Genomic DNA, 26,079 nt, shown 5'->3' on the forward strand with positions numbered 1-26,079 from the left:
GTTTGTACCTTTTTTGTTCTCGTTTGGCAAGAGGGGTCAAATAGCTGAAAATCAATCAATATCCGGATTTGTTCTTTTTTTGTCTCACAATTCGGTTTGGCGATGCATCCGGCATTAGTCGAGGCCGGTTCCTTGTTTCGCCCCGCCGAATCGCTGCCTTGATCGTGAAGCCCAGTCGCACAGCCTAGCGCTTGTCCGAGACGAATAACAAAGGTCATATCGCCTTCATGGTGAAATCCGCAAAGATACTGGCCGTTGGCGGCGCCCATATCGACCGGCGCGGCCAGGTTTCGGGCCCATATGTGCCGGCGGCGTCCAACCCCGGCACGATGCGCGAGGATGTCGGCGGCGGCGTCTTCAACGCGCTGCGCAGCATCGTGCGGCGCGGCGTCTCGGCCTCGCTGCTCTCGGTGCGTGGCGGCGATGCGGCTGCCGACACGGTGTCTTCGGCCATCGCCAAGGCCGGCATTGCCGATCTGTCGGCGGTGTTCCTCGACCGCACGACGCCGAGCTACACTGCGCTGCTTGACCGCGACGGCGAGCTGATCGTCGGCTTTGCCGACATGGCGCTGTATGATTTGGCGTTTCCCAAGCAGATCCGCCGCTCCAAGGTGCGCGAGGTGATCGGCTCGGCCGATGCGGTCCTGTGCGATGCAAACCTGCCGTCGACGGCACTGGAACGGCTGGTGGCGTTGGCTGATGGCAAGCCGGTGTTCGCCATCGCCATCTCGCCGGCCAAGGTGGTGCGGCTGATGCCGGTGCTCGGCGGGCTGGCGTTGCTGTTCATGAACCGGCGCGAGGCGATAGCGCTGGCCGGCGCAAGCGCCGACACTACAGAGCAAGATCTCGTCGATGGCCTGAAGCGCGCCGGCCTCAAAAGCGCCGTGGTGACGGCGGGCGATGGCCCGGTGCTGGGCTTCGACGAAGCTGGCCTGTTCTCAATCGCGCCCCCAGTCCCCAGAAAGATCGCTGATGTCACCGGCGCCGGCGATGCACTGGCTGGCGCAACGGTCGCCGCGCTGCTGCGCGGCGCGCCATTACGGGAAGCGCTACGCGAAGGTGTAGCAGCGGCGACGCTTGCCATCGAATGTGCCGACGCAGTGCCTGCCTTCACAGCGGCCAGTTTTGCCGAAGCGCTGGCCCTTGTGCCGGATACACAGGAAATGGCATGACACCGGCGAATTCATGTTTCTGGAGCCTGGCTCCAGGTCGGAGATGACAATGACCCCGGAAACCGCCCGCCCGTTCATCGACATCCATCCGCCGGTGGCGCAGGCGCTGGCCGCCGGGCGCCCGGTGGTGGCGCTGGAAAGCACCATCATCACCCACGGCATGCCCTACCCCGACAATGGCGCCATGGCGGCCAATGTCGAGAAGATCATTGCCGATCGCGGCGCGGTGCCGGCGACGATCGCCGTGGTTGCCGGCCGCATCAAGATCGGCCTCTCCGACGGCGAGCGAGAGTCGCTGGCGATGACCGGCGACGCCATGAAGCTGTCGCGTGCCGACCTCGGCTTCGCGGTCGCCGAAGGACGCACCGGTGGCACCACGGTCGCCGCCACCATGATCGCGGCGCATATGGTCGGCATCAAGGTGTTTGCCACCGGCGGCATTGGCGGCGTCCACAAGGGCGCCGAGAAAAGCTTTGATATTTCCGCCGATCTCGACGAACTGGCGCGCACGCCGGTCATCGTCGTCTCGGCCGGCGCCAAGGCGATCCTCGACATTGAGAAGACCCTGGAAGTGCTGGAAACGCGCGGCGTGCCGGTGGTCGGCCACGGCTGCGAGACGATGCCGGCCTTCTGGTCGCGCCATTCGCCTTTCCGCGCGCCGCTGACCTTGCATGGCGCGGACGAGATCGCGCATTTCTACAAGACTCGGGCTGCACTGGGCTTGAGCGGCGGCATGCTGATCGCCAATCCGGTGCCTGAAGATCATGAGATCCCGGCCGAAGAGATGGCCGGCTACATCGAGGCGGCGCAGAAGGCCGCCGAGGCGCTGAACGTGACGGGCAAGGCGGTGACGCCGTTCCTGCTGGGGAAAATCCTCGAACTCACCGGCAGCAGGAGCCTGAAGACGAATATCGCGCTGGTCGAAAACAATGCACGGCTGGCGGCAAGGATCGCGAAAGCCCTCTAGGCGATTACTTGCCGGCGCGCCGTCCGGCCTCATACGCCCGGCGCGCCCAGACCGCCATCTCGTCGGGATCGTCGAAAGCGCTGTCGGGAATGCTCCAGTAAGGCATCGACACAAGCTTGCCGTGCCTGGAGCCAGTATAGGTCCATTGCTGGCAGCCGGCGGCTTCGAAGTCGGGGGCGCTTTGTTCGTCGGCCTTCAATTTCAATTCGCCGCGCAGCACGATGGCGACGATGACGCCGTCGCAATAGACGCCCTTGCCGCCGAACAGTTTTCGGATGCTGACCGGGCCTAGGCTTTCGAAAAGTTCTTCTATGCGTTCATTGTCCATGCCGCGATCATGTCACCGGGATTTGGCCTTGTCATTGTCGCAACCAAAACCATGCTGACAGGTTGAGAACGAAATTCGTAGGAGTTCTTTCATGCCGCTTCTGCTCAAAGGGTCCTGCCGCTGCAACGCTGTGCGTTTCGAGGTCGAAAGCCACACACCGGCGCCCTTCATGCTGTGCTACTGCTCGATCTGCCGCAAACAACAGGGTGGCGGCGGCTTCGCCATCAATCTCGGCGCTGATTACGAGACGCTGAAGATTGAGGGCAAGCGCCATCTCGGTGTCTACCGGGCCGAGATCGAGGATGATGAGCATCCCACGTGCGAGATTTCGACCGGCGAGCGCAATTTCTGCAGGAAATGCGGCTCGGCGCTGTGGCTCTACGATCCGACCTGGCCGGATCTGGTCCACCCCTTCGCCTCGGCGATCGACAGCGAGCTGCCGAAGCCGCCGGAAAAGGTCCATCTGATGCTGAAATACAAGGCGAGCTGGGTCGAGCCGGTGATCGGCAAGAAGGACAAGGCGTTCGACGCCTATCCCGAGGAATCGATCGCCGACTGGCACAAGCGGACGAAGATGTGGGTGAAGTAGCTTCTTCGCCCCGTTCACGGGGAGAAGATGCCGGCAGGCAGATGAGGGGCGGCGCTAACTCTGGAGAGGCTGGCGCTGCCCCTCATCCGGCCCTTCGGGCCACCTTCTCCCCGCAAACGGGGCGAAGGGGAAGATCAGGCCGACTCGCGCGCTTCGGCCAAGGCCTTCAGATCGGCCGGCTTCAGTTCGACGGATTCGCCGCAGCCGCAGGCCGAGCTCTGGTTGGGGTTGTGGAAGGTGAAGCCGGTGCGCAGCGTCGTCTGCTCGAAATCCATCTCGGTGCCAAACAGGAACAGTGCCGCCTCAGGCGCGACATAGACATGGGCGCCGTCGCGCTCGATATGGTCGTCCTTGGTGTTGGGCTCGGTCACCAGATCGACCGTGTATTCCATGCCGGCGCAGCCGCCCTTTTTGATGCCGAGGCGAATGCCATGCGCGTTGTCGCGGGTGGCGACGATCTCGCGAACCCGGTCAGCGGCCTTTTCGGTCATCGTGATGACGGCGAAGCGTCCCATTCTTTTTCCTCTTCCATTCCATGCAGGTTCAAGGCCTGCCGAATGATTCCTCACCTAAAATGGTGAAGTTTTACCACCGGCGCAAGTGCGCCAGCCTTGGTCTGCCTAGTACCAGCCCACCGCGACCTGCGCCTCTTCCGACATGCGGTCCGGGGACCAGGGCGGATCGAAGGTCATGTTGACCTCGACGCCGGAAACGCCTTCGACGGCGCCGACGGCGTTCTCCACCCAGCCGGGCATTTCGCCGGCGACCGGGCAGCCGGGCGCGGTCAGCGTCATGTCGATCTTGACGGCGCGGTTGTCCTCGATGTCGATCCTGTAGATCAGGCCGAGTTCGTAGATGTCGGCCGGGATTTCCGGGTCGTAGACCGTCTTCAGCGCCGAGACGATGTCGTCGGTCAGCCGCGCCAGCTCGTCGGCGGGAATGGCCGAGGCGGAAACCAGCGCGTTAACAGCCGTTTCCGGCACGGTCTCGGTGGTGTGGCTAGCGTCATCCATGATCGTCACCCGAAGAACTTGCGCGCTTTTTCGAGCGCTTCGGCCAAAGCGTCGACTTCGGCCCTGGTATTATACATGCCGAACGATGCCCTGCATGTGGAGGTTACGCCAAAGCGTTTCAACAGCGGCTGGGCGCAATGGGTGCCGGCGCGGACTGCAACACCCTGCCGATCGATCACCATCGACACGTCATGGGCATGAATGCCCTGCAGTTCGAAGGAGATGATGGCACCCTTGCCCGGCGCATCGCCAAAGATGCGCAGCGAGTTGATGGCGCGCAGCCGCTCGTGCGCATAGCTCTTGAGATCTTCCTCGTGGGCGGCGATGCGCTCGCGGCCAATCTTTTCCATGTACTCGAGCGCCGCACCCAGTCCGATCGCCTGGACGATCGGCGGTGTGCCGGCCTCGAAACGATGCGGCGGGTCGTTGTAGGTGACAATGTCTTCCGTCACCTCCTCGATCATCTCGCCGCCGCCCATGAAGGGGCGCATCCCTGAGAGAACGTCCTTCTTGCCGTAGAGCACGCCGATGCCCGAGGGACCGTAGACCTTATGGCCGGTGAAGACGAAGAAGTCGCAATCGAGATCCTGCACGTCGATCGGCATGTGCACCGCGCTCTGGCTGCCGTCGACAAGGACGGGAATTCCACGCGCATGCGCAATGCGCACGATCTCCTTGATCGGCGTCACCGTGCCCAGCGCATTCGACATCTGGGTGATGGCGACCAGCTTGGTGCGTGATGTCAGGCGCTTCTCGAAGTCCTCGATGTGGAAGGCGCCGAGATCGTCGACCGGCACCCAGACCAGTTTCGCGCCCTGCCGTTCGCGGATGAAATGCCACGGCACGATGTTGGAATGGTGCTCCATGATCGACAGCACGATCTCGTCGCCGGCGCCGATGTTGGGCATGCCGTAGCCATAGGCAACCGTGTTGATGGCCGCCGTCGTGTTCGAGGTGAAGACGATGTTGTCGGTGCTGGGCGCGTTGAGGAAACGGCGCACCGTCTCACGTGCCTTCTCATAGGCGTCGGTCGCGGCGTTGGAGAGGAAATGCAGGCCGCGATGGACGTTGGCGTATTCCTGCGAATAGGCGTGTTGGATCGTATCCAGCACCACCTGCGGCTTCTGCGCCGAGGCGCCGTTGTCGAGATAGACCAGCGGCTTGCCGTAGACTTCCCGCGACAGGATCGGGAAATCGCGGCGGATCGCCTCGACGTCGTAAGGGATGTTTTCGACTTTCTGGTCCATTTCGAAGTCCTTGTCGGCCAAAGCCGCGATCCTTCCAACACCCCGCTCGACGCTGCGCGCCGATCCACCTTCTCCCACAAGGGGAGAATGTAAGGCGCTACCCGTGCGCCAAGAACCAGTCGCCGAGCCTTGCTTCCAGCGCGTCGACAATGGCCTCGTCCTTCAGTTCCTCGATCACCTCGGCGACGAACGCCTTGACCAACAGGCCGCGGGCCGACTTCTCGTCGACGCCGCGCGCCATCAGGTAGAACAGATGGTTGTGGTCGATCTCGGTGACGGTCGCGCCATGGCCGCAGACGACATCGTCGGCAAAGATTTCGAGCTCCGGCTTGGTCGAGAACTCGCCGTCATCCGACAGCAGCAGCGTGTTGCAGGCCATCTTGGCGTTGGTCTTCTGCGCATATTGGTGGACGTTGATGCGGCCCTGGAAAACGCCGCGCGCCTTGCCAGTCACCACATTGCGGATCACTTCCGTCGACGTCGTGTGCGGCACGGCATGGTCGAGCACCATGGTCACATCGGTATGCGTGTCGCCGGCCAGAAGATTGATGCCACGCAAGGTGAAGTCAGCGCCTTCGCCGGTCGTCCTGACCACGATCTCCTGGCGCACAAGCTTGCCGCCGGCATTCATGAAGAACACCGTCAGCTTCGAATTCTTGCCGAGATGCGCCTTGAACTGGGCCAGATGCGTGGCGGTTTCCGGCTGCTCCTGGACGATCAGCCAGGTCACGTCAGCACCCTCGCCGAGCACCAGTTGGCTGACCGAGCTGACCAGGGCCGCACCCTCGCCGGTCTGGCGCTCGACGACGCTAGCCTTGGCCCCAGTGCCGACGCGCACCAGCAGGCGCACATGGGTCTGGCCGCCGGCCTGCAGGTTCTGCAATTCGATCGGCTTTTCAAGCTGGGCGCCGTCGGCGATGTCGACAAAATAGCCGTCGGCAACAAAGGCGGTGTTCAGCGCGCCGATGGCGTCGTCGCTGCCATAGGGATCGAGTCCCGGCGCGATACTGCCATCGGTCAGTTTTTCCGACAGGCGCTGCACGGTGACGCCGTCGATGACAGGCAGCTTCGTGCCCGACACACCATTGAGGATCGCCAATACGGCGGACCCATCGACGATCGGTGCAATGGCCTTGCTCTTGGCCGCGGGATCGAAATCCGGCACCGAAATCAGCAGGCGGCGCAAATCCGTGTAGTGCCAGGATTCGATGCGCCGCGTCGGCAGGCCGCTTTTGATCGCCTCGATGGCGTCGTCACGCTTCAGCATCACCGCGCCGTCGCCCGGCAGCAGCGACAGCCGCTCGCCAAAAGCGTCGATCAGCGCCGTTTCGGCCTGTGTTCGCTGGGGTTGTGTATGCATATTCATCAGTTTTGCCTTGCCTTGTGGCATCTCACGCGGCTTCGCCGATCACACCGGCGTAGCCATTGGCTTCGAGGTCGAGCGCCAGCGATTTGTCGCCCGACTTGATGACCTGCCCCTTGTAGAGCACGTGCACGCTGTCCGGCACGATGTGTTCGAGCAGGCGCTGATAGTGGGTGATGACGACGATGGCGCGATCCGGCGAGCGCAGAGCATTGACGCCGTCGGAAACAATCTTCAGCGCGTCGATGTCGAGGCCGGAATCGGTCTCGTCGAGGACGCACAGCTTCGGCTCCAGCAGCTTCATCTGCAGGATCTCGGCGCGCTTCTTCTCGCCGCCGGAGAAGCCGACATTGAGCGGCCGCTTCAGCATCGCCATGTCCATGCTGAGCGAAGCCGCCGCCTCCTTCACGCGCTTGATGAATTCCGGGATCTTCAGTGGCTCCTCGCCGCGCGCCTTGCGCTGCTCGTTCATCGCCACTTTCAAGAATTCCATCGTCGCGACGCCCGGTATCTCCATCGGATACTGGAAGGCGAGGAAGATGCCTGCGGTGGCGCGCTCGGCCGGATCCATTTCGAGGATCGAATGGCCGTTGTAGAGGATGTCGCCTTCGGTGACCTCATAGTCCTCGCGGCCGGCGAGGATGTAGGACAGCGTCGATTTGCCCGAACCGTTCGGGCCCATGATGGCGGCGACCTCGCCGGCTTTCACCGTCAGGTTCAGGCCGCGAATGATTTCCGTGCCGTCGTCGACGATGCGGGCATGCAGGTTCTTGATCTCAAGCATTCTTCTTTATTCCTCTTGCCGACGCGGCAACTTCGTTCATTCGTTCAATCAGTTGTTGCAGCACCTAGTCCGGCGCCGCGGACACTCACATTCCAACGGTCCGTCGCACGAAGGGCCAGACAAAGGCCGCCACCAGGCCGGTGACCGCGCCGCCTGCCAGGCGGCCAGGCAGCGAGCCGAAGGACGGTGCCAGCGCCGAAAGCGCTCCGCAGATGATCGCGTAGAAAGCCATTTGCAACGTATCCATCACTTCACCCCCTCAAGCCGGTGTTCAGAGAATCTGCTCTGCGTTCACCCGACACTGCCTTCCAGTGAAATGCCGATCAGCTTCTGCGCCTCAACCGCGAACTCCATCGGCAACTGCTGGATGACATCCTTGACGAAGCCGTTGACGATCAGCGCGATCGCCTCTTCCTCGGGAATGCCACGCTGCATGACGTAGAACTTCTGGTCCTCGGAAATCTTCGACGTCGTCGCCTCGTGTTCGAACTGCGCCGTCGAGTTCTTGGCTTCCATATAGGGCACGGTGTGGGCGCCGCACTGGTCGCCGATCAGCAGACTGTCGCAATTGGTGAAGTTGCGGGCGTTGGTCGCCTTGCGGTGGGCCGAGACCTGGCCGCGATAGGTGTTCTGCGAGAAGCCGGCGGCGATGCCCTTGGAGATGATGCGGCTCGACGTGTTCTTGCCGAGATGGATCATCTTGGTGCCGCTGTCGACCTGCTGGTAGCCGTTCGACACGGCGATGGAATAGAACTCGCCGGAGGAATCGTCACCACGCAGGATGCAACTCGGATACTTCCAGGTGATGGCCGAGCCGGTTTCGACCTGCGTCCACGAGATCTTCGAACGGTCGCCACGGCAGTCGCCGCGCTTGGTGACGAAATTGTAGATGCCGCCCTTGCCCTCGGCGTCGCCGGGATACCAGTTCTGCACCGTCGAATACTTGATCTCGGCATCGTCGAGCGCCACCAGTTCGACGACCGCGGCGTGCAGCTGGTTCTCGTCGCGTTGCGGTGCCGTGCAACCCTCGAGATAGGAGACGTAAGCCCCTTCCTCGGCGATGATCAGCGTGCGCTCGAACTGGCCGGTGTTCTTCTCGTTCATGCGGAAATAGGTCGACAGCTCCATCGGGCAGCGCACGCCCTTGGGCACGAAGACGAAGGAGCCGTCGGTGAACACGGCGGAGTTCAGCGTGGCATAGTAATTGTCGGAGGTCGGCACGACCGAGCCGAGATACTTCTTCACCAGTTCCGGGTGCTCGCGGATGGCTTCCGAGATAGAGCAGAAGATGACGCCGGCCTGCGCCAGTTCCTTCTTGAAGGTGGTGACGACGGAGACGGAATCGAACACCGCGTCGACGGCGACGCGGCCAGACTTGTAGACATTGTCGCTGGCCTCTTCGAATTCCGACACGTCGGTCTTCTGCACGCCGGCGAGGATTTCCTGTTCCCGCAGCGGAATGCCGAGTTTCTCATAGACCTTCAGCAGTTCGGGATCGACGTCGCTGAGCGAGGTCGGGCCAGGCGTGCTCTTGGGCGCCGCGTAGAAATAGATGTCCTGGAAATCGATCTTCGGATAGTGAACGCGCGCCCAGGTCGGCTCATCCAGCGTCAGCCAGCGGCGATAGGCTTCCAGGCGCCATTCCAGCATCCAGGACGGCTCGTCCTTCTTGGCCGAAATGAAACGGATGATGTCTTCGCTGAGGCCCTTGGGGGCCTTGTCCATCGCGATTTCGGTCTGGAATCCGTATTTATACTGGTCGACGTCGATCTTTCGAACCCGATCGATCGTGTCCTGCACAGCAGGCATAAGCGTTCTCCATCCACGCCGGGGTCAAGGCCCGACAGTTTTCAAACTATGGCACCGGCAACGAGCCCCCATGGGGCTCAAAGGCGGCGTAAGTTCCATATAGTGCGTTTCGACCGGAAATTCACCCGGCCACCCTGAAACGCACGGCTCTACCAGGCCAAAAGGCCCGAATTCGTTTTGCCACGCTCAGGCGGCTTCTTCCCTGCTCGCCCGACGCGCGGCGATCGCTGCCAGCGCGGTGCGAAACATCTCGATGTCGTCGGCGCTGGTTGCGTGGCCGATGGACACGCGCAAAGCGCCGAGGCTGTCACTGTAGCCCATGGCCTTCAGGACATGGCTGGGACCAACCTTGCCCGACGAACAGGCGGATCCCGCCGATAGCGCCACGCCGGCCAGATCGAAGGCGATCTGCGCTGTTTCAGCCTTGATGCCCGCAATAGCGAAGAATGTCGTATTGGCAAGCCTTGGCGCGCCGGTTCCGAAGATTTCCGCATCCGGTACCAACATTTTCAGGATGGCCTCGACCTCATCGCGCCGGCGACCGACCGCATCGATGCTCTGCAGTCCGGCGAGAGCTTCACGCGCAGCAGCGCCAAAACCGACGATGCCGGCGAGGTTTTCGGTGCCGCCGCGATGGCCCTTTTCCTGGCCACCGCCATTGATCAGCGGCTTTGGCATCATCAGGTCCGCGGCAGCGACGATGGCGCCGACGCCCTTGGGACCACCGATCTTGTGCGAAGACAAAATCAAATAATCGGCGTAACCCGCTGACATATCGAGCGGAATGCGGCCAGCCGCCTGCACCGCGTCGACGATCAAGATGCCGCCCGCCGCCTTGACGATCTTCGCGATGGCCTCGACCGGCTGGATGACGCCGGTCTCATTGTTGGCGACATGGATCGCCACCAGCGGCAGGCCGTCGGCCTTGTCATGCGCGGTCAATGCGGCCGCCAAGGCGTTGAGATCGGCGATACCGTTGGCGTCGACGCCGATCCGCGTCACCCCGGCTGCCGGGAAGCGCCCGCCATTCAGCAGGCAAGGATGGTCGGCCGCGCAGACATAGAGATGGCTCATGCGGATAACGCCGCGTCCCATCTGCCAGTCCGGGGTCAACAGCGTCGAGGCGGCTTCCGTCGCCCCGGAGGTGAACACGACATGCTCGGGTTTGGCGTTGACCAATGCGGCCACGTCGCGCCTGGCATTCTCGATCAGGCGGCGCGCCGCGCGGCCCTCGGCGTGGACCGATGACGGGTTGGCCGTGACATCGAGCACTGCCACCATAGCCTCGCGGGCCGCGGCAAGCAGCGGCGCACTGGCATTGTAGTCGAGATAGGCGCGTGTTTCGGCCATTTTCGTCCAGTTGGTCCTGTCAAAAGCCATTCCGCCAACGTATCGCGTTATTTCCTTGAAATTCCAAGGCGAGCCGTCCTATTTACGCGGCTTGCGGCGCGGGTGGCCGGGCTCGACGTCTGGCCACTCAGTTTTGAACAGTTCTAAACTAGCTTCTAAGAAGACGCTCGCCCTGCGTCAAGGCCAGAGGAAGACATGTTCCGGGCGCCGCGCATTCGTATACCAAGTGGAGTATTTCATGCCTGAGGTCATTTTCACCGGTCCGGCCGGTCGCCTGGAGGGACGCTACCAGCCTTCCAAGGAAAAGAGCGCGCCGATTGCCATCGTCCTGCACCCGCACCCCCAGTTCGGCGGCACGATGAACAACAAGATCGTCTACGACCTCTTCTATATGTTCCAGAAGCGGGATTTCACCACGCTTCGCTTCAATTTTCGCGGCATCGGCCGCAGCCAGGGCGAGTTCGACCATGGCACCGGCGAGCTGTCGGATGCCGCCGCCGCGCTTGACTGGGTGCAGTCGCTGCACCCGGATTCCAAGAGCTGCTGGGTTGCCGGCTATTCGTTCGGTTCGTGGATCGGCATGCAGCTTCTGATGCGCCGGCCGGAGATCGAAGGCTTCATTTCCATCGCGCCGCAGCCCAACACCTATGATTTCTCGTTCCTGGCGCCCTGCCCGTCATCCGGCCTGATCATTCATGGCGACGCCGACAAGGTGGCGCCGCCGAAGGACGTTCAGGGCCTGGTCGACAAGCTGCACACGCAAAAGGGCATCACCATCACCCAGAAGACCTTGCCCGGCGCCAACCATTTCTTCTCCAATGATGCCGACCTGCTGTTGGAAGAATGTGCGGATTATCTCGACCGCCGGCTCGCCGGCGAATTGTCCGATCCACGGCCGAAGCGTTTGAGATAGAAGGTTCAACGGACGGCGATGTACCAACCTCCCCATTTCGTGGAAACGCGGCCGGAAGTCCTGCACGGGCTGATCCGTGCACATCCGCTGGGGCTGTTGATTTCCAACGGGGCCGACGGGCCGGTCGCCAACGCCATCCCGTTCCTGCTTGACGCAGATGTGCCGCCGAACGGCAGGCTGCGCGCGCATCTGGCCAAGGCCAATCCGCAATGGCGCCTGCTGGCCGACAATCCGGCATCGCCGGTGCTGGTCGTGTTCCAGGGCAGCGATGCCTATGTGACGCCGTCCTGGTACGAGACCAAGCGCGAGACCGGCAAGGTGGTGCCGACCTGGAATTATGCCATCGTCCAGGTGCGCGGCACCGTCAAGGTGATCGACGACCAAGTCTGGCTGGCGCAGCAGATTGCCGAGCTGACGGCGTCGCAGGAAGGTGCGCGCGAGGCGCCCTGGGCGGTGATCGACGCGCCGGCCCCCTACATCCAGTCGCAGATCAAGGGCATCATCGGGCTGGAAATCGAGATCAGCGAAATCCACGGCAAGTGGAAAGTCAGCCAGAACCGGCCGGTCGCCGACCGCGTCGGCGTCGCCGAGGGGCTCGAAAGCGAAGACCCCCATTCGCCCGACATGGCGCATCTGGTGAGGTCCTACGGCGGACTGGACGGCAATTAGCTTCTAGCTGCTGGCCCGCTTCGCCTGGCCGAACCATGCCAGCCGAAACGTTTGCTTGCGGACCGGCAAGCCCGAGCGCATCACGCGAAAAACGAAGCCAAGCCGGGCAAAGACCAGCGCCGAGGCAATCGCAAAGGCGCAGCCGAGGCCGAAGCCGGCGACGGTGTCGCTTGGGTAGTGCGCGCCAACGAAAACCCTGGTCGACGCGATGCAGGCGGTGATCGCGAGGGCGATGTACCAGCGTTTCGGAAACAACAGCAGAGCGATCCCGAACACTGCGCCCATGGTGGTGGCGTGGCCGGACGGGAAGCCGGCGAAGCGCGCGTCAAAAGCGAAGGGATGCAGCGACAACACTCCGAAATCATGGAAATACATCGGCCGGGCCCGGCCGATCGCGTATTTCAGCGCATTGACGGTCAGGCCGGACAGGCCGACGGCGCTCAGCACCAGAAAGGCCAGGCAGGTCCAGTTGTAGGCAAGCATCAGCGATTGCCGGGAAAGGCTTCGCCAATCGGTCAGGTTGGCGGCGACAAGCAAGAGCGCTGACGGAATGAGATACCAGCCGCCGAGGCCGAACTGGGTGAAGAAGTCTGCAATCTGGACGAAACCTGACGACCACTGGTCCCGCATCAGACCTGCTGGTGTGTCGAGGCGAACAAAGGCCGCAGCCGTCAAAAAGACCCAGACCAGGAGCCAGACCGACCAGAGTATGTTCGGATAGGAGGCCGGACGAGCGGCAAAACGCCTTTTCACGATCTGCGTCGTATCGCGAAAATTGCCGAGTGATCGACCGGGCACCGCAAGCAGTGCGGCGGACACGGAAGAGCGCGATTTCACCAGCATCGGGAATTCGACCCTGCAGCCGTCATTGGACGACACGATAGAGGCCGAGCGACAGTTTGTCTCCCGACGAATAGTTGAGGCCGTCGATCCGGGCGACGCGGTTCGCGGATTTGCCTTGCCCCGCCAGCAATCCATTCAGCTTCTGCTCGTCGCCGATCGGCGCCAGCGCCAGCGCGCAGGCAGGGTCAGAAAGCAGATGTTTGGCGACGCCGTCGACGTCGGTCAGGACCGTCTTCGTGCCCACCAGGAACACCATGCTCGGTTCGTGATATTCCGCCGAGGCAAGCACCGTCGCATCGCAAGGACGGTTGGCGCGAACCGCGGCCTCGATCGCCGGGCTCAGCCATATCGGTTTCAGCGCAGGCGCGATGACGCCGAACAACAATCCATAGGTGATGCCGGCGCAAACCGCTGTCACAGCGATACGGCGCAGCGGCACTTGCAATTGCCGCGAAAAGGCGAAGTAGCCGGCGGCGAGCGCCGCCGCGGCAGCCGGAATGCTCCACCATGAGAAGGTGTGTGTGAGATAGATCGGCGCGCCGACGCAGACCGCCGCCAAACCGAGGCTGACCACGGCAAGGCCGAAGGCAGTGGACCACCACAGCCAATTCTGCCAGCGTTTGAGCGGGGCGTTCGCGTCCTGCGGCTGCAATGTCAGAAGCCAGCCGATCAGCAGCGCCATGCCGGGATAGGCGGGCATGACATAGTGCGGCAGCTTTGTCGGGATCAGTTCGAACACCAGCCAGAACGGGATATACCAGGCGAGGCAGAAGCGCAGGCGCGGGTCGTCGCGCAGGCGATTGAGTGCCTGCAGCCCGGCGCCGACTGCGACCAGCCCGAAGGGCCACATGAACAGCGAATAGGTCAGCATATAGAAGCCGGGCGGCAGGCCATGCGATTCCTCGCCCGACGCGACCTTGCCGATCATGTCCTTGCCGACCGCCTGCTGGAGGAAAGCGCCATGGCTTTTCCAGGTGATGAGCGCGATCCAGGGCAGCACGATCAATGCCGCCAGAGCCAGGCCGCGTGCGGCCCTCAGCTTTGACAGCCAGCGCCAGTCGCGCTCGAAGGCGACCAGTGTGACCATGGTCAGCGCCGACAACAGCGGCGCGATCGGCCCCTTGATCAGGATCGCCGCACCCTGGGCGATCCAGAAAATCCACGGCAGATGGCCGCCGACAGGCTCGTTGCGGCGCGAGGCCGTGTAAATCTGCGCCAGCGCGCCTTGCGCCAGGACGCAGCAGGCCAGCAGCATGGCATCGGTCTTGGCGTCACGCCCCTCGAAGGCCGTGGCGAAGATCGCGGCCATCATCAGCCCGGCGGCGATGCCGGCATTGGTTCCAAAGAGATTGGCGCCGGTCCAGGCGATTCCGACAACGGCGATGGCAATGCCGAGCGCCGAGACCAGCCGGTACACCCAGATCGGTGCTGCCGCGCCGTCGCCGCTCAGCGCCACGGCCGCCGATTGCAGCCAGTAGATGCCGATCGGCTTCTGGTAGCGGGAGGCGTCCTGGAAGCGGATGTCGACATAGTCGCCGGTCTCGACCATCTGCTTGGTGGCCTGGACGAAACGCGGCTCGTCGCGATCGATCGGCGGCATCGACGCCAGCCCCGAAACCGTCATCAGCAGGCTGAACAGGAAGAGAAGGATATAATTCCTGTTCAACGCCATATCTCCGGTCATTCGCGATGCATGTCGCCCAAAAGTGTCCAGCGGTTTTGGGATAAACGACATGCAAAAAAGAGTTACGTGACAGGCTGCTCAATCGACCTTGGTCATCGCTGCTGCCTTGCGCTCATTGGCGATCAGCCAGAGATTGCGGATGTAGATCAACATGCCCATGGCCTGGCCGGCGATGAACACCGGATCCTGGCGCACGATGGCGTAGATCAGCAGCAGGCCGCCGCCGAACAGCGAAAAGAACCAGAAGGCGACCGGCACGACGCTGCGCTTGGCCTTTTCCGAAGCGAGCCACTGCACGACGAAGCGCATGGTGAAGAAGAACTGGGCGACGAAGCCGAGCAGAATCCAGGCATCGAACTGTTTGATGAAAACCTGGTGGAGCCAGGTCGCCAGTTCCTGAAGCACGTTAGCCATGCCTGATTTCCTCTGTTTTTGGCATTCTGCGGCGCCGGCGGCGCAGCCACCAGACACCGCCGAGGTCGAGTGCACCTTGCAGACCGCGATCGAAAATTCCGTAATTCGACTTGCCGTGGCGCCGCGAGCGGTCGACCACGTCGCAGTGAACGATCCGATACCCCTCCTGGATGACCAGCGCCGGAACAAAGCGGTGCGTGCCGTCGAAGAACGGCAATTTCCTGAGAATGTCGGTGTGGATGGCCTTTAGGCCGCAGCCGGTGTCGCGGGTCTCGTCGTGCAGGATCGCGCCGCGCAGCCAGTTGGCGAAACGCGACGCCAGCTGCTTGATCTTGCTGTCGCGGCGCTTCAGCCGCTGGCCTTGCGCGGCACCGAAATCGGGGCCGGCATGCCGCAAGGCATCGACCAGCACCGGAATGTACTTTGGATCGTTCTGGCCATCGCCGTCGATGGTGGCGACGATGGCGCCGCGCGCCGCCCAGGCGCCCGAACGCACGGAAAGGCTCTGGCCGGCGGATTTCTGATGACGCAATTCCCGCAGGGGAAATGGGCGCTTGGCCGCCTCGGCGGCAAGCACCGAAGCGGTATCGTCGGTCGAACCGTCATTGACGATGATGATTTCGAAGTCGCGCCCGGTCATGGCGGCTTCGATCTCGTCGATCAGCAGCGGCAGGTTCGCCGCTTCGTTGCGGCAGGGAATGACGATGGATATCAATGCGTCCGGCATATGTCGCGTCGGGCTCTGTCACAGGATATGGCATTTGAGGGATGCCGTGCGGTGCCGTTCCAGCGGATCGAAGGCTGCAAGAACCCGTTGGCGCGGCGCCTCATTACGCCAGCCGAAACGATGAAGCAAGCTCGCGCGGCAGCGCAGCCTATGCCGCCAGCGTCGGCACAAACCGGAAACCACTTTTGCTAAACGCGCGCGGATGCTAAACGCCCGCGTTCATATCAAGCTTGGCCGTTCAAGCCGGGCGCTTTCAGGAAGAAAAAATGTCCGCCTTCAAATCCGATTTCCTGCGCACGATGAGCGAGCGCGGTTTCATCCACCAGACGTCGGATGATGCCGGCCTCGACCAGCTTTTCGCCAAGGAAACGGTAAGCGCCTATATCGGCTTCGACGCAACCGCCAAAAGCCTGCATGCCGGCTCGCTGATCCAGATCATGATGCTGCACTGGTTGCAGCAGACCGGCCACCGGCCGATCGCCCTGATGGGCGGCGGCACCTCGATGATCGGCGATCCGTCCTTCAAGGACGAGGCGCGCAAGCTGCTGACACCTCAGGATATCGAGGACAACCTGGCCGGCATCCGCCGCAATTTCGCGCCCTACCTCAAATTCGGCAGCAGCGCGGGCGACGCCGTCATGATCAACAATGCCGACTGGCTGATGGAGATCAACTACGTCAATTTCCTGCGCGACGTCGGCCGTCACTTTTCCGTCAACCGCATGCTCGCCTTCGATTCGGTCAAGCTCAGGCTCGACCGGGAACAGTCGCTGTCGTTCCTCGAATTCAACTACATGATCCTGCAGGCCTACGACTTCGTCGAACTCTACAAGCGTCTGGGCTGCCGGCTGCAGATGGGCGGCTCCGACCAATGGGGCAACATCGTCAACGGCATCGATCTCGGCCATCGCATGGAAAACGCACAGCTTTACGCGCTGACCACGCCGCTGCTGACCACCTCGTCGGGCGCCAAGATGGGCAAGTCGGCGTCAGGCGCAGTCTGGCTCGATGCCGAAATGCTGAGCCCCTACGAATTCTGGCAGTACTGGCGCAACACCGAGGACGCCGATGTCGGCCGCTTCCTGAAGCTCTACACGACGCTGCCTTTGGACGAGGTCGCGCGCCTGGCAGCCTTGGGCGGTTCCGAGATCAACGACGCCAAGAAGGTGCTCGCCACCGAGATCACCGCCATGCTGCACGGCCGGGAGGCGGCGGAGCAGGCCAGCGAAACGGCGCGCAAGACCTTCGAGGAAGGCGTGACCGCCGAAACGCTGCCGACCGTCGAGGTGGGCAAGACCGAGTTGGAGGCCGGTATCGGCATCCTGTCTCTGTTCGTCACCGCCGGATTGGCTGGGTCCAACGGCGAGGCACGGCGTCACATACAGGGCGGCGCGGTGCGCCTGAACGACCAGCCCGTGTCCGACGACCGCCGGGTGGTGACGCTTCAGGATCTGAGTCCGGAAAACGTCGCAAAGCTGTCGCTCGGCAAGAAAAAACACGTTCTGGTGCGGCCTGTTTAACCCGGGCCGGACAGGCCCCTGTTTTCTTGTTTGACCATGATCTTGTCCAAAAACCGGTTTCCACTTTTAGGGATCATGGTCTAGCGATACTCGAAGATCGACCTGAAGATCCCGGGCGCGATTACCGACAGCGGGTTGATGTCCAGCACCGGCTTGTTGGCATTGCCCTTGAGCCGGTAGGTGACGCCGATCAGGCCGCGATCGCGGCCATTGCCGAGCAGTGCGCCGACCAGCGGCAATTCGCCAAAGATACGGTTGAGGCCATAGGCCGGCATGAACGTACCGGTCATGTCCATATTGTTGTCCTGGTCGTAGAGCGTGCCCTGGAACGTCGTGCCGATGCGCGGACCGCGCAGCACGCCATTGGCGAGCTTCAGATAGCCGGCGCCCTTTTCGATCTCGGTATAGCCGCGTTCGAACTTCACCCGCGAGGTGTCGAGCTTGCCCTTGACCGCTTCGTTGAGGCTGCGGCTATCGCCGGCCGGCGTGGTCGATACGATCGAGGCGAGCTTCGGTTCGTCGACGATGAAGAAGTCGCTGCTGTCGACCTGACCCTTCATAGGCCCGTCGCCGGCGCCCGCCAATGCCAGCGTGATCAATCCGCCTTCCATGTGTTCGTAGATGTTGAGGAAGCGCAGGATGGCGCCGGCGTCGGCCGACTTCATGGCGAGCGCGCGCCTGCCGTCGCCGGTGGTGTTGCTGATGGTTATGGCTGCACCCGAACTGGCGACAGCGCTCACCTTCAGCCCGTTCACTCTTGAGCCGGCGGCGCTGTAGTCGAGCTTCAGGTTCGACAGGACCTCGTCGTGGAACCCGGTCAGGGAATCGACATCGGCGCTGACGGAAATCGCGTTGGAGCCGGTGGTCTTGGTGGCGGTGTCGACGTCGGAGGTAAACTGCTTGATCAGCGAACGGGCATCCAGGGCGCTGCCGCTGACATCGACCGCATAGCCCTTGCCGGATCGCTTGACCGACACAGCAATGTCGTCGCCGCGGTTCAAGGTCACCTTGCTGAAGCGGCCGGTCGACAGGGCGCCGTTGACCAGCACCACGCTGCCGTCGATGGAGAAGGTCTTTCCGTCGAGGTTGAAATCGGACAGCGTCGTAGTGCCGCCGGACTTCGCCATGACGAAGGAGACGTTGGCGGGAATGCCCGGCCCCTTGCTCCAGCCCGCCCAAGGGATGTCCAGCCTGGCATCGGTCAGGTCGGCCGAGACGTTCTGGTTGCCGTCGCCGCTCTTGTCGATCGCCACCTTTATGGTTCCGGAAAGCAGCGGCGACAGGCCAGGCATGGCTGCATCGCGTATCTTGTCGTCGAGCACCAGCGCGACCTTGCGGCTGCGCGGCGGTCCGCCGTCCCTGAGCGGCTCGACCAGATCGAGTTCAGCCGGAATGCCGTTCAGCAACGCCTTGGCGGAAATCACCGCCTGATCGGGTCCAACGCTGATCGAACCGTCGGCGCCGGTCACCGTCTGGTCTTCAAACGGCTTGGCCAGCGCCAGGTCCTTGTAATCCAGCGTCACCAGCCAATCGAGTTTCGAGGTGTCGACGCCGGACTGCAGCGGAATATCCGCTTTGACGTGCCCGGTCATCGTGCCGGAGAGGTCTTCCGGCAGCAGGCCGACATGGCGCATGGCGTTGATCGGCTCATAGGAGGCGAGCTCTGCTATTGCCGGCGCCTCGCCGGCGACATCGATGTCGAGCGCACCGATCACCGGCGGATGGTTCGCCGCCTTCACCGTCAGCGTGCCGTTGCTTGCCTCGACGGTACGGCCGCTCGGCATATAGACGCTGCCTGACGTCAGGGAAATATCGACATCGTTGCCGTGGAAGCCGACAACGCCCACGGCATCGCGGATCGGTGGAATGCGGCCGGCCGTGTCGAAGCGCGAGCCCTCGATCTGGAAACGGCCGAACACCTCATCGGCCGAAAGCGGCACGCCGTTGCCAAGACGCCCCGGCACGACCTGGAACTGCAGATTGGCATCGACGACGCGGCCGCCGAACAGGTTCTGCAGCACCCACAGACGGGCATTCTTGGCGGAAAACCAGGGCCACAATTGCTTGACATGCGAGACCGGCATGTCGTGGACATTGAAGGCAACCGATATTCCCGGCGCCTTGCCCTCGACGAACGCGACCGAAGCGGTGCCCAGCGCCTCGCCGGTCGGCCCGGACCTGATGCCGATCGTCTCGGCGACCAGTTTGTGGCTGTTGGTCTGGTAGACGCCGGCGATGCGGGCGAAGAAGTTGAGGGCCGGCTCGGGCGATTCCGAAGGCGCCAGCGTCGACCCGTCGCTGGTCAGATCGTAGCGATAGGAGGGCTCCTCGCCCGCCGCGCCGGTTGCCGGCTTTGGCCCGATCGAACCGGCGAAATCGAAGGTCGAGCGGCCGGTCTTCAACAGCAGCCTGTCGACCTGGATCTTGTTGGAGCCAGCGGCAAGCGTGGCATCGACATCGACATCGGCCGGAAGCAAGCCGCGCGTGCCGAGATCGAGCACCGAGCCGGTGAGCGACAACGAGGCCGTCAGCTGCGAATTGTTCTCGCCGGACCCTTCCGATCCGGTCAGCTTCAGCGCAACCGCGCCCAGTTTGCCGACGACCGCCGCAGGGTCGCCGTCGGCTACCTTCACGCTGGCGTCGAGTGCGGTGACGCGCCGCGTCGTCGTATCGCGGCGGGCCGAGGCGGCGATGGTGAGTGCGCGGCCATCGACGGCCGCGTCGGCCGAAAATACCATGCTGCCCGCCCCCGACTGCTGCACGCTGGCAGTGTTGATCCTGACCTGTTTGACCGCTCCGGCTTCGGGCAGCTCAAATTCGACATTGCGCAGATCGATCTGGCGCATCGAATCCTCACGCACGGCATCGAGCCCGTGGTTGACGCCGGCGAAGACCGCTGCGGCGAGTTTTTCCGGATCGACAAGCCCGTCCTGGTTGCGCAGCCCGGCCGTCCAGTCGCCACCCGCCGGCATCGCCGCAGTCACGATATGGGCGTCGGAAATCCTGGCGCTGGTGAGCCGCACCTCGCCCGAAAGCAAGGGGATCGGCCTGATGCCGAAGCGGACGCGCCCGGCATCGGCCATCGGCTTGCCGTCGGCGGTCTTCAGGCTGACGTCGCTCACCTGCAGCGCAATGAAGCTCGATCCGTCGAGCGTCAGGCGAGCCGGTCCGACCGTAACGTCGACGTCGACACCGGCCAGTTTCTCGATCGCGGTTTCGGCTTCCGCCCGCAGCCGTTCTGTGCCAAAGCCTGAGGCGCCGATCACGTACACGGCGACGGCGGCCAACAGCACTAACGCCGAAAACCCGGCAACCAGCCGCGCAAGAATGCGAAAGCCGCGACCGATGCGCGCCTGGCCGAGCGGCGGCACATCGCACGCAGACGGAAACTTGCCCAGGTCGGTGATCTCATCACGCCTGAACTTGATCTTCTCGTGCTGCGGTTCTTCCTGATCCACGCAATTTTCCGTTGTACGAACTCGATCGTGGACGAATCCCCGTTCGACACTATATCGATGCAGCTTCGCGCGTAACCTCAAACAAGGGCATCGATATGGCTGACCTCGACGTGGGCGACCTTGCGCCGCAATTCGACCTTCCGCGCGACGGCGGCGGGTCGCTCAGTCTGACAGCATTCCCGGGCAAACCGATCGTGCTCTATTTCTACCCGCAGGACGACACCACAAGTTGTACCACCGAGGCGATCGGCTTTTCGCAGCTGAAGCCGGAATTCGAAAAGGCCGGCGCCGTCGTGATCGGCCTGTCGCCCGACAGTGTGAAGAAGCACGACAAGTTCAAAACCAAATACGATCTCACCATCGATCTGGTCGCCGACGAAGAGCGAAAAGTGATCGAGGCCTACAATCTGTGGGTCGAGAAGACGATGTATGGCCGCAACTACATGGGCGTCGAGCGCGCAACCTTCCTGATCGGCAAGGACGGGAAAATAGCCAGGATCTGGCGGAAGGTCCGCGTCAAGGGCCATGCCGAAGAGGTGCTGGAAGCGGTGCGCGCGCTTTGACGGTTCGCCGTCGCTGGTCTCGATGGCGAACGTGCGAGCAATCCTTACCGGCGCTTCGCCCCCGGCAAAGCTTTGTTAACCCTAATAATGTGTAATCAGGCTCGTCGTTGGTGTCGTAACGAAAGCTTGGTCCCGTGAACGTAACCGGTCAGTCAGCGGTCTTCGGCAGACGCAGAGAACCCCACACGGTCATCATCGCCCGGGGCAATCAGATAAGGCATTTCACCATACGCCCCTGGCTTGCCGCGTTCATAGGCTCGGCGCTGGCGGCGATTGCCATAGGCTATCTGCTGGCGACGTCCTACCTCGTGCTGCGCGACGATCTCATCGGCGCCGCCACGGCGCGGCAGGCACGCATGCAGCAGGCCTATGAGGATCGCATTTCGGCGCTGCGCGCCCAGGTCGACCGCATCACCAGCCGCCAGCTTCTCGACCAGCAGCTCATGGAAACCAAGGTGAGTGAATTGCTGGATCGGCAGTCCCAGCTCAGCCAGCGCCATGGCCGCCTTGGCCCGATCCTCGAACGCGCCGAAAACGAAGTGGGCACGCCGCCTGCCGCGGCCGATGCCACGACCGCAAAGCCGGACGAACATGCCGAATTGACCGGCAGCATCTCCCAGCCGACGGCCTATTCCGTCGCCAGCCTCGGCGCCGGCGACACCAGGCCGTTCTCGCTGTGGTCGACCCGCTCCGATCCGCTGCCCAGCGAGACAGCGGCCGACCGCGCCGACAAGCTGTTCGTGTCGATCAACGAATCGCTAAAGACCATCGAGAGCCAGCAACTCACCCGCATCGCCACGCTTGCCGACAATGCCTACAAGAGCGCCGATGCGATTACGCAGGCGCTGCAGGCGGCCGGCCTGCCGGTCGACAGCGACTTCGGCAAGAACGAGAGCGATGTCGGCGGCCCGCTGATCCCGCTCAACTCCTCGATGATGTTCGACAGCAAGGTCAAGGAACTCGACGAGGCGCTGGATGCGCTCGACCATCTGAAAACCGAAACGCGGCGGCTGCCGCTCGCCAATCCCGCCCCCGGCCACTCCGTCACCAGCCCGTTCGGCGTTCGCACCGACCCGATCCTCGGAACCGCGGCGCTGCATTCGGGCATGGATTTCCGGGCGCCGATCGGCATGTCGGCCAAGGTCACGGCGCCCGGCGTCGTCGTCAAGGCCGGCTGGAACGGCGGCTATGGCCGCATGGTCGAGGTCGACCATGGCAATGGTTTTTCGACGCGCTACGGCCACCTCAGCGAAATCGACGTCAACGTCGGGGACAAGGTCGATGCCGGCGCCATCATCGGCAAGACCGGCAGCAGCGGCCGCTCGACCGGCCCGCATCTGCACTACGAGGTTCGCCACAATGGCGAAGCCATCGATCCGCTGCGCTTCCTCTCGGTCGGCAAGAAGGTCGAGCAGTACCTCTGAGCCGACGATCCTTTTCGTCGGTCTTCATTCGGCAACCCAAGCATATCCGCGGCCGCGCCGAACCTTCAAAATTCGGAGCAAGGTCTCTGATTTGTGTCCCCTGGTGGCCCGACAAGCGCCGGGGCTTTGCTGCCGACTGCCAAATTATTTTTGAATTCCATTTGACTGAATAAATTATTGGTGCAAGTCTCACCTCTCCTAAGGGGCGCGGACATGGCACTGCGGGGGACCAATCAGGAGTTCGGGCGGCCGTACAACCGGCGCATCGTGCTGGAGTCCATCCGCCTTCACGGGCCTGTCGCCCGCGGTGATATTGCCAGCCGCGTCGGGCTCACCGTCCAGACCGTATCGACCATCGTTCGCGAACTGGAGGAGCACGGCTATGTGTTGTCCGTGCGCGAGGAGCCGAAAGGACGCGGACTGCCGCCGGCAACGCTGCGCATCAACCCGGAAGGTGGCTATGCCGTCGGCATCCATGTCACGCCGCTCGGGATCGACGCGGCGCTGATCAATCTCAGCGGCGACGTAATCGGGAGCACGACCCGCCAGGCGCGCAACGCAACGCCCGATCACGCCTTTGAGCTGATCGGCGCCATGGTGCTTGAATTGACCGGACTGCGGCCTGGAGGTCGCGTTCTAGGCATCGGCATGGCCCTGCCCGGCCCGTTCGGGGTCGAGTCCATGAGCTTTGTCGGCCCGACGACGATGGCCAGCTGGAAGGACGTGGCGCTGCGCGAACGGCTGACCGCCTCGACCGGACTGCCGGCGTTTTTCGAAAACGACATGGCGGCGGCAGCCATCGGCGAGCGCCTCTATGGCCTCGGCGCCGGCTATTCCGAATACTACTACCTCTATTTCGGCGTCGGCCTTGGTGGCGCCATGGTGCATGACGGGGCCGTGTTGCGCGGCGCCTGGGGAAATGCCGGCGAGATCGGGCACATCCCTGCCGTCCCCGGCGGCGAGCCTTGCCCGTGCGGCAACAGCGGCTGCCTCGAACGCTATTTCTCGCTCGACGCCTTCCGCCGCCGCAACATCGGTGAAGTCGACTGGGTGGTCGAAGTCGCACCGATCTTCCGCAATGCCATTGCCATCATCGAGAATCTGTTCGATCCCGAGACCGTCATCCTCGGCGGGCTTGCCCCTGCCGGACTGCTCGAACGGCTGGTCGGTGCAGCCGCACAGCTTCCCGACTCGGTCTCGGCGCGGCGCGATCGCACAACCCCGCGGGTGATGGCGGCGACCGGCGGCCAGCATTCGGTGCTGCGCGGAGCCGCGGCATTGGCCGTTTCCGGTGTGCTCTCGCCGCGCTTCGGCCAGATGTTCATTGCCGAGCGCGAACCAAGACCCGATTTGCTGCACGGCAAGGGAGTGGCGGCATGACCGAACCGCTGCTGGTGCTCGACAACGTCACCAAGAACTATGGCGCCATCGAAGCGCTGAAAGGCATCAGTTTTTCGATCGGCAAGGGCGAGGTGGTGGCGCTGCTTGGCGACAACGGCGCCGGCAAGTCGACGCTGGTCAAGATCATCGCCGGCGGCTTGGAGCCGACCTCCGGCCGCATGCTGTTCGAGGGCAAGGAATTCCTCGCCAGATCGCCCGCCGAGGCCAAGGCGGCCGGCATCGAAACCGTCTACCAGGACCTCTCGCTCTGCACCAACGTCGACGTCGTCGCCAATTTCTTCATGGGTCGCGAGATCACCAGGAAGGTTTTTGGCATCCCCGTGCTCGACGAGCGCGCCATGGAAGCGGTGGTGGGAAAAGCGCTGGCCAGCGCCGGCACTCGCATTCCCTCGCTGCGCACCAATGTCGAGCATCTCTCGGGCGGCCAGCGGCAGGCTATCGAACTCAACCGGTTCGTGCATTGGGGCGGCAAGCTGGTGCTTCTCGACGAGCCGTTCGCTGCCCTCGGTGTCGAGCAGACGCGGCGCGGTCTCGACATGATCCGCCAGGTGGCGAGCCAGGGCATCGGCGTCGTCATCATCACCCACATCATGCAGCAGGCTTTTCAGGTCGCCGACCGGATCGTGGTGATCCGGCAAGGCGTCGTGGCCGGTGACGTTGCACGCAACAAAACAAGTCCCGATGCGGTGATCAACATGATCACCGGTGAGACGCTTGCCGGTGCCGGACCGGCGGGTTGAGGGACACAAAGAGGGGTCCGGCGTAACAGGAGCGAACGACATGAAGCGAATACTTCTTGCTGTCTTCGGTATCCTGGCACTGGCTTTTGCCACGCTCACGCCGGCATGGGCCCAGTCCAAGGGAACCGTCTACTATCTGGTGCCGACCCTGCTCGACGAGTTTCAGACCGGCTCGGTGAGCGCGCTCGAACTGTTCCTGAAGCAGGTCGGCTATGAGGTGAAATCGCTGAACGCCGACAACAAGACCGACGGGCAGCAATCGCAGATGAACGACGTGATCGCGCTGAAGCCGGCAGCAATCATTCTTGCCGCCGTGGACTTCAACGCTTTGAAGCCGTCCATCGAAGCCGCACGCGCCGCCCGCATTCCTGTGGTTGAGTTCGACCGCCAGATCACCTCGACCCTTTCCGACTTCACCTCGGTCGCCGGAACCGTGGAGATCGGCCACGTCGCCGCCGATCAGGCGCAAAAACTGCTGACCGCAAAAAACGGCTCGGTAAAGGGAAAGATCCTGCAGGTGCTCGGCGATCCCGGCGATCCCTACACGCTCGACATCCAGAAGGGCTTTGAGGAGAAGATGAAGGCGTTTCCGGACGTCAAGATCATCTCGCTGCCGGCCATGCAATGGGAAGCCAGCAATGCCGGCACCATTGTCTCCGACCAGATGCTCGCCAACCCCGACATCGACCTGATCTTCAGCCATGCCGCTCACCTCTCGGTCGCCGCCGTCGCCTCGCTCGAGGCCGCCGGCAAGAAGCCGGGCGACGTCATGCTGATGAGTTCGAACGGTGCGCCGGTCGGCCTCGACCTGATCCGCAAGGGCTGGCTCAATGTCGAAGTCGAGCAGCCGCTCTACGCGCAGGCCGCGGCGATCGCCATGTTCATGGACAAGATCGTCAAGAAGGAAGAGATCAAGCCCGGCGAATATGATGTGCTCAGCCTGAAATCGACCGTGACCAAGGAAGCCTGGGGACCGAACATCAAGATCCCGGGCGCCGCCATCACCAAGGAAAACGTCGACAATCCGGCCTTCTGGGGCAACCAGAAGCCGCCGACAGACACCGTCAAGCCGGTCGAATAGCACGTCATGCCAACGCTCCG

At 63.0% G+C, this 26,079-nt stretch carries 25 protein-coding genes; 11 read left to right on the forward strand and 14 right to left on the reverse strand.

The window, feature by feature from the left end; translation table 11 throughout:
- Positions 1-227: 227 nt before the first annotated feature.
- A complete protein-coding gene (locus tag AC1DXN_RS07365) occupies positions 228-1,172 on the forward strand; it encodes a carbohydrate kinase family protein (RefSeq protein ID WP_477269355.1) in 945 nt (314 codons plus the stop codon).
- Positions 1,173-1,221: 49 nt separating this feature from the next.
- Entirely contained in the window at positions 1,222-2,139 is a 918-nt protein-coding gene (locus tag AC1DXN_RS07370; RefSeq protein ID WP_477269353.1) for a pseudouridine-5'-phosphate glycosidase, read from the forward strand.
- Positions 2,140-2,143: 4 nt separating this feature from the next.
- Here AC1DXN_RS07370 and AC1DXN_RS07375 read toward each other — a convergent pair whose 3' ends face one another.
- Complete coding sequence (locus AC1DXN_RS07375) at positions 2,144-2,467, reverse strand: TfoX/Sxy family protein (RefSeq protein WP_477242924.1); 324 nt, start codon at positions 2,465-2,467, stop codon at positions 2,144-2,146.
- A gap of 91 nt (positions 2,468-2,558) precedes the next feature.
- On the opposite strand from AC1DXN_RS07375, the gene AC1DXN_RS07380 reads away from it, so the two are divergent.
- Positions 2,559-3,056, forward strand: coding sequence for a GFA family protein (locus AC1DXN_RS07380; RefSeq protein ID WP_477242923.1), 498 nt, complete (start codon positions 2,559-2,561; stop codon positions 3,054-3,056).
- 134 nt (positions 3,057-3,190) lie between these two features.
- Here AC1DXN_RS07380 and sufA read toward each other — a convergent pair whose 3' ends face one another.
- The 8 genes from sufA to AC1DXN_RS07420 form a co-directional block, all read right to left on the reverse strand.
- Positions 3,191-3,571, reverse strand: coding sequence for a Fe-S cluster assembly scaffold SufA (sufA, locus tag AC1DXN_RS07385; RefSeq protein ID WP_477242922.1), 381 nt, complete (start codon positions 3,569-3,571; stop codon positions 3,191-3,193).
- A 105-nt stretch (positions 3,572-3,676) separates the two neighbouring features.
- Entirely contained in the window at positions 3,677-4,069 is a 393-nt protein-coding gene (locus AC1DXN_RS07390) for an SUF system Fe-S cluster assembly protein (protein WP_477269351.1), read from the reverse strand.
- A 5-nt stretch (positions 4,070-4,074) separates the two neighbouring features.
- Entirely contained in the window at positions 4,075-5,316 is a 1,242-nt protein-coding gene (locus AC1DXN_RS07395; protein WP_477269349.1) for a cysteine desulfurase, read from the reverse strand.
- A 97-nt stretch (positions 5,317-5,413) separates the two neighbouring features.
- A complete protein-coding gene (gene sufD / locus AC1DXN_RS07400) occupies positions 5,414-6,682 on the reverse strand; it encodes a Fe-S cluster assembly protein SufD (protein WP_477269347.1) in 1,269 nt (422 codons plus the stop codon).
- A gap of 25 nt (positions 6,683-6,707) precedes the next feature.
- Complete coding sequence (sufC, locus tag AC1DXN_RS07405) at positions 6,708-7,463, reverse strand: Fe-S cluster assembly ATPase SufC (RefSeq protein ID WP_477269346.1); 756 nt, start codon at positions 7,461-7,463, stop codon at positions 6,708-6,710.
- 85 nt (positions 7,464-7,548) lie between these two features.
- A complete protein-coding gene (locus AC1DXN_RS07410) occupies positions 7,549-7,710 on the reverse strand; it encodes a hypothetical protein (RefSeq protein WP_477242917.1) in 162 nt (53 codons plus the stop codon).
- A 44-nt stretch (positions 7,711-7,754) separates the two neighbouring features.
- Positions 7,755-9,272: a Fe-S cluster assembly protein SufB gene (gene sufB / locus AC1DXN_RS07415; RefSeq protein WP_258593086.1), complete on the reverse strand. Its 1,518-nt coding sequence runs from the start codon at positions 9,270-9,272 to the stop codon at positions 7,755-7,757.
- Between the two features lie 186 nt (positions 9,273-9,458).
- On the reverse strand, positions 9,459-10,622 hold the full coding sequence (locus AC1DXN_RS07420) for a cysteine desulfurase family protein (RefSeq protein WP_477269992.1): 1,164 nt from the start codon (positions 10,620-10,622) through the stop codon (positions 9,459-9,461).
- 238 nt (positions 10,623-10,860) lie between these two features.
- Here AC1DXN_RS07420 and AC1DXN_RS07425 point away from each other — a divergent pair, with 238 nt between their 5' ends.
- Together AC1DXN_RS07425 and AC1DXN_RS07430 are read left to right on the forward strand one after the other, a co-directional pair.
- Positions 10,861-11,535, forward strand: a complete 675-nt coding sequence (locus tag AC1DXN_RS07425; protein WP_013532163.1) for an alpha/beta hydrolase — start codon at positions 10,861-10,863, stop codon at positions 11,533-11,535.
- An 18-nt stretch (positions 11,536-11,553) separates the two neighbouring features.
- Positions 11,554-12,204: an FMN-binding negative transcriptional regulator gene (locus AC1DXN_RS07430; RefSeq protein WP_477269344.1), complete on the forward strand. Its 651-nt coding sequence runs from the start codon at positions 11,554-11,556 to the stop codon at positions 12,202-12,204.
- A gap of 3 nt (positions 12,205-12,207) precedes the next feature.
- On the opposite strand, the gene AC1DXN_RS07435 is transcribed toward AC1DXN_RS07430, so the two are convergent.
- From AC1DXN_RS07435 to AC1DXN_RS07450, 4 genes are all read right to left on the reverse strand, one after another.
- Positions 12,208-13,083, reverse strand: coding sequence for a phosphatase PAP2 family protein (locus AC1DXN_RS07435; protein WP_477269343.1), 876 nt, complete (start codon positions 13,081-13,083; stop codon positions 12,208-12,210).
- Complete coding sequence (locus tag AC1DXN_RS07440; protein ID WP_477269341.1) at positions 13,070-14,719, reverse strand: ArnT family glycosyltransferase; 1,650 nt, start codon at positions 14,717-14,719, stop codon at positions 13,070-13,072. Before AC1DXN_RS07440 ends, AC1DXN_RS07435 begins: the two co-directional genes overlap by 14 nt.
- Before the next feature lie 90 nt (positions 14,720-14,809).
- Entirely contained in the window at positions 14,810-15,145 is a 336-nt protein-coding gene (locus AC1DXN_RS07445; RefSeq protein ID WP_477242912.1) for a lipid-A-disaccharide synthase N-terminal domain-containing protein, read from the reverse strand.
- Positions 15,138-15,872 carry a glycosyltransferase family 2 protein gene (locus tag AC1DXN_RS07450; RefSeq protein ID WP_477269339.1) on the reverse strand — a complete coding sequence of 245 codons (735 nt, stop codon included), beginning with the start codon at positions 15,870-15,872 and terminating at the stop codon, positions 15,138-15,140. The genes AC1DXN_RS07445 and AC1DXN_RS07450 overlap by 8 nt, the downstream gene beginning before the upstream one ends.
- A 266-nt stretch (positions 15,873-16,138) precedes the next feature.
- Between AC1DXN_RS07450 and tyrS the strand changes: the two genes are divergently transcribed.
- Positions 16,139-17,392: a tyrosine--tRNA ligase gene (gene tyrS / locus AC1DXN_RS07455; protein ID WP_477269337.1), complete on the forward strand. Its 1,254-nt coding sequence runs from the start codon at positions 16,139-16,141 to the stop codon at positions 17,390-17,392.
- Positions 17,393-17,472: 80 nt separating this feature from the next.
- On the opposite strand, the gene AC1DXN_RS07460 is transcribed toward tyrS, so the two are convergent.
- The gene (locus AC1DXN_RS07460; RefSeq protein ID WP_477269335.1) at positions 17,473-20,850 is read right to left on the reverse strand and encodes a hypothetical protein; all 3,378 of its coding nucleotides are present in this window, start codon (positions 20,848-20,850) and stop codon (positions 17,473-17,475) included.
- A 95-nt stretch (positions 20,851-20,945) separates the two neighbouring features.
- On the opposite strand from AC1DXN_RS07460, the gene AC1DXN_RS07465 reads away from it, so the two are divergent.
- The 5 genes from AC1DXN_RS07465 (at position 20,946) to AC1DXN_RS07485 (ending at position 26,059) form a co-directional block, all read left to right on the forward strand.
- On the forward strand, positions 20,946-21,413 hold the full coding sequence (locus AC1DXN_RS07465) for a peroxiredoxin (RefSeq protein ID WP_477269333.1): 468 nt from the start codon (positions 20,946-20,948) through the stop codon (positions 21,411-21,413).
- A gap of 134 nt (positions 21,414-21,547) precedes the next feature.
- On the forward strand, positions 21,548-22,837 hold the full coding sequence (locus AC1DXN_RS07470) for a M23 family metallopeptidase (protein WP_477269331.1): 1,290 nt from the start codon (positions 21,548-21,550) through the stop codon (positions 22,835-22,837).
- 213 nt (positions 22,838-23,050) lie between these two features.
- Positions 23,051-24,217: an ROK family transcriptional regulator gene (locus AC1DXN_RS07475; RefSeq protein WP_477269329.1), complete on the forward strand. Its 1,167-nt coding sequence runs from the start codon at positions 23,051-23,053 to the stop codon at positions 24,215-24,217.
- Entirely contained in the window at positions 24,214-24,978 is a 765-nt protein-coding gene (locus tag AC1DXN_RS07480; RefSeq protein WP_477269328.1) for an ATP-binding cassette domain-containing protein, read from the forward strand. Before AC1DXN_RS07475 ends, AC1DXN_RS07480 begins: the two co-directional genes overlap by 4 nt.
- Before the next feature lie 40 nt (positions 24,979-25,018).
- Positions 25,019-26,059, forward strand: a complete 1,041-nt coding sequence (locus AC1DXN_RS07485) for a sugar ABC transporter substrate-binding protein (RefSeq protein ID WP_477269326.1) — start codon at positions 25,019-25,021, stop codon at positions 26,057-26,059.
- The last annotated feature ends 20 nt before the right edge of the window (positions 26,060-26,079 follow it).

This window comes from Mesorhizobium sp. P2_H9 (genome assembly GCF_056403215.1).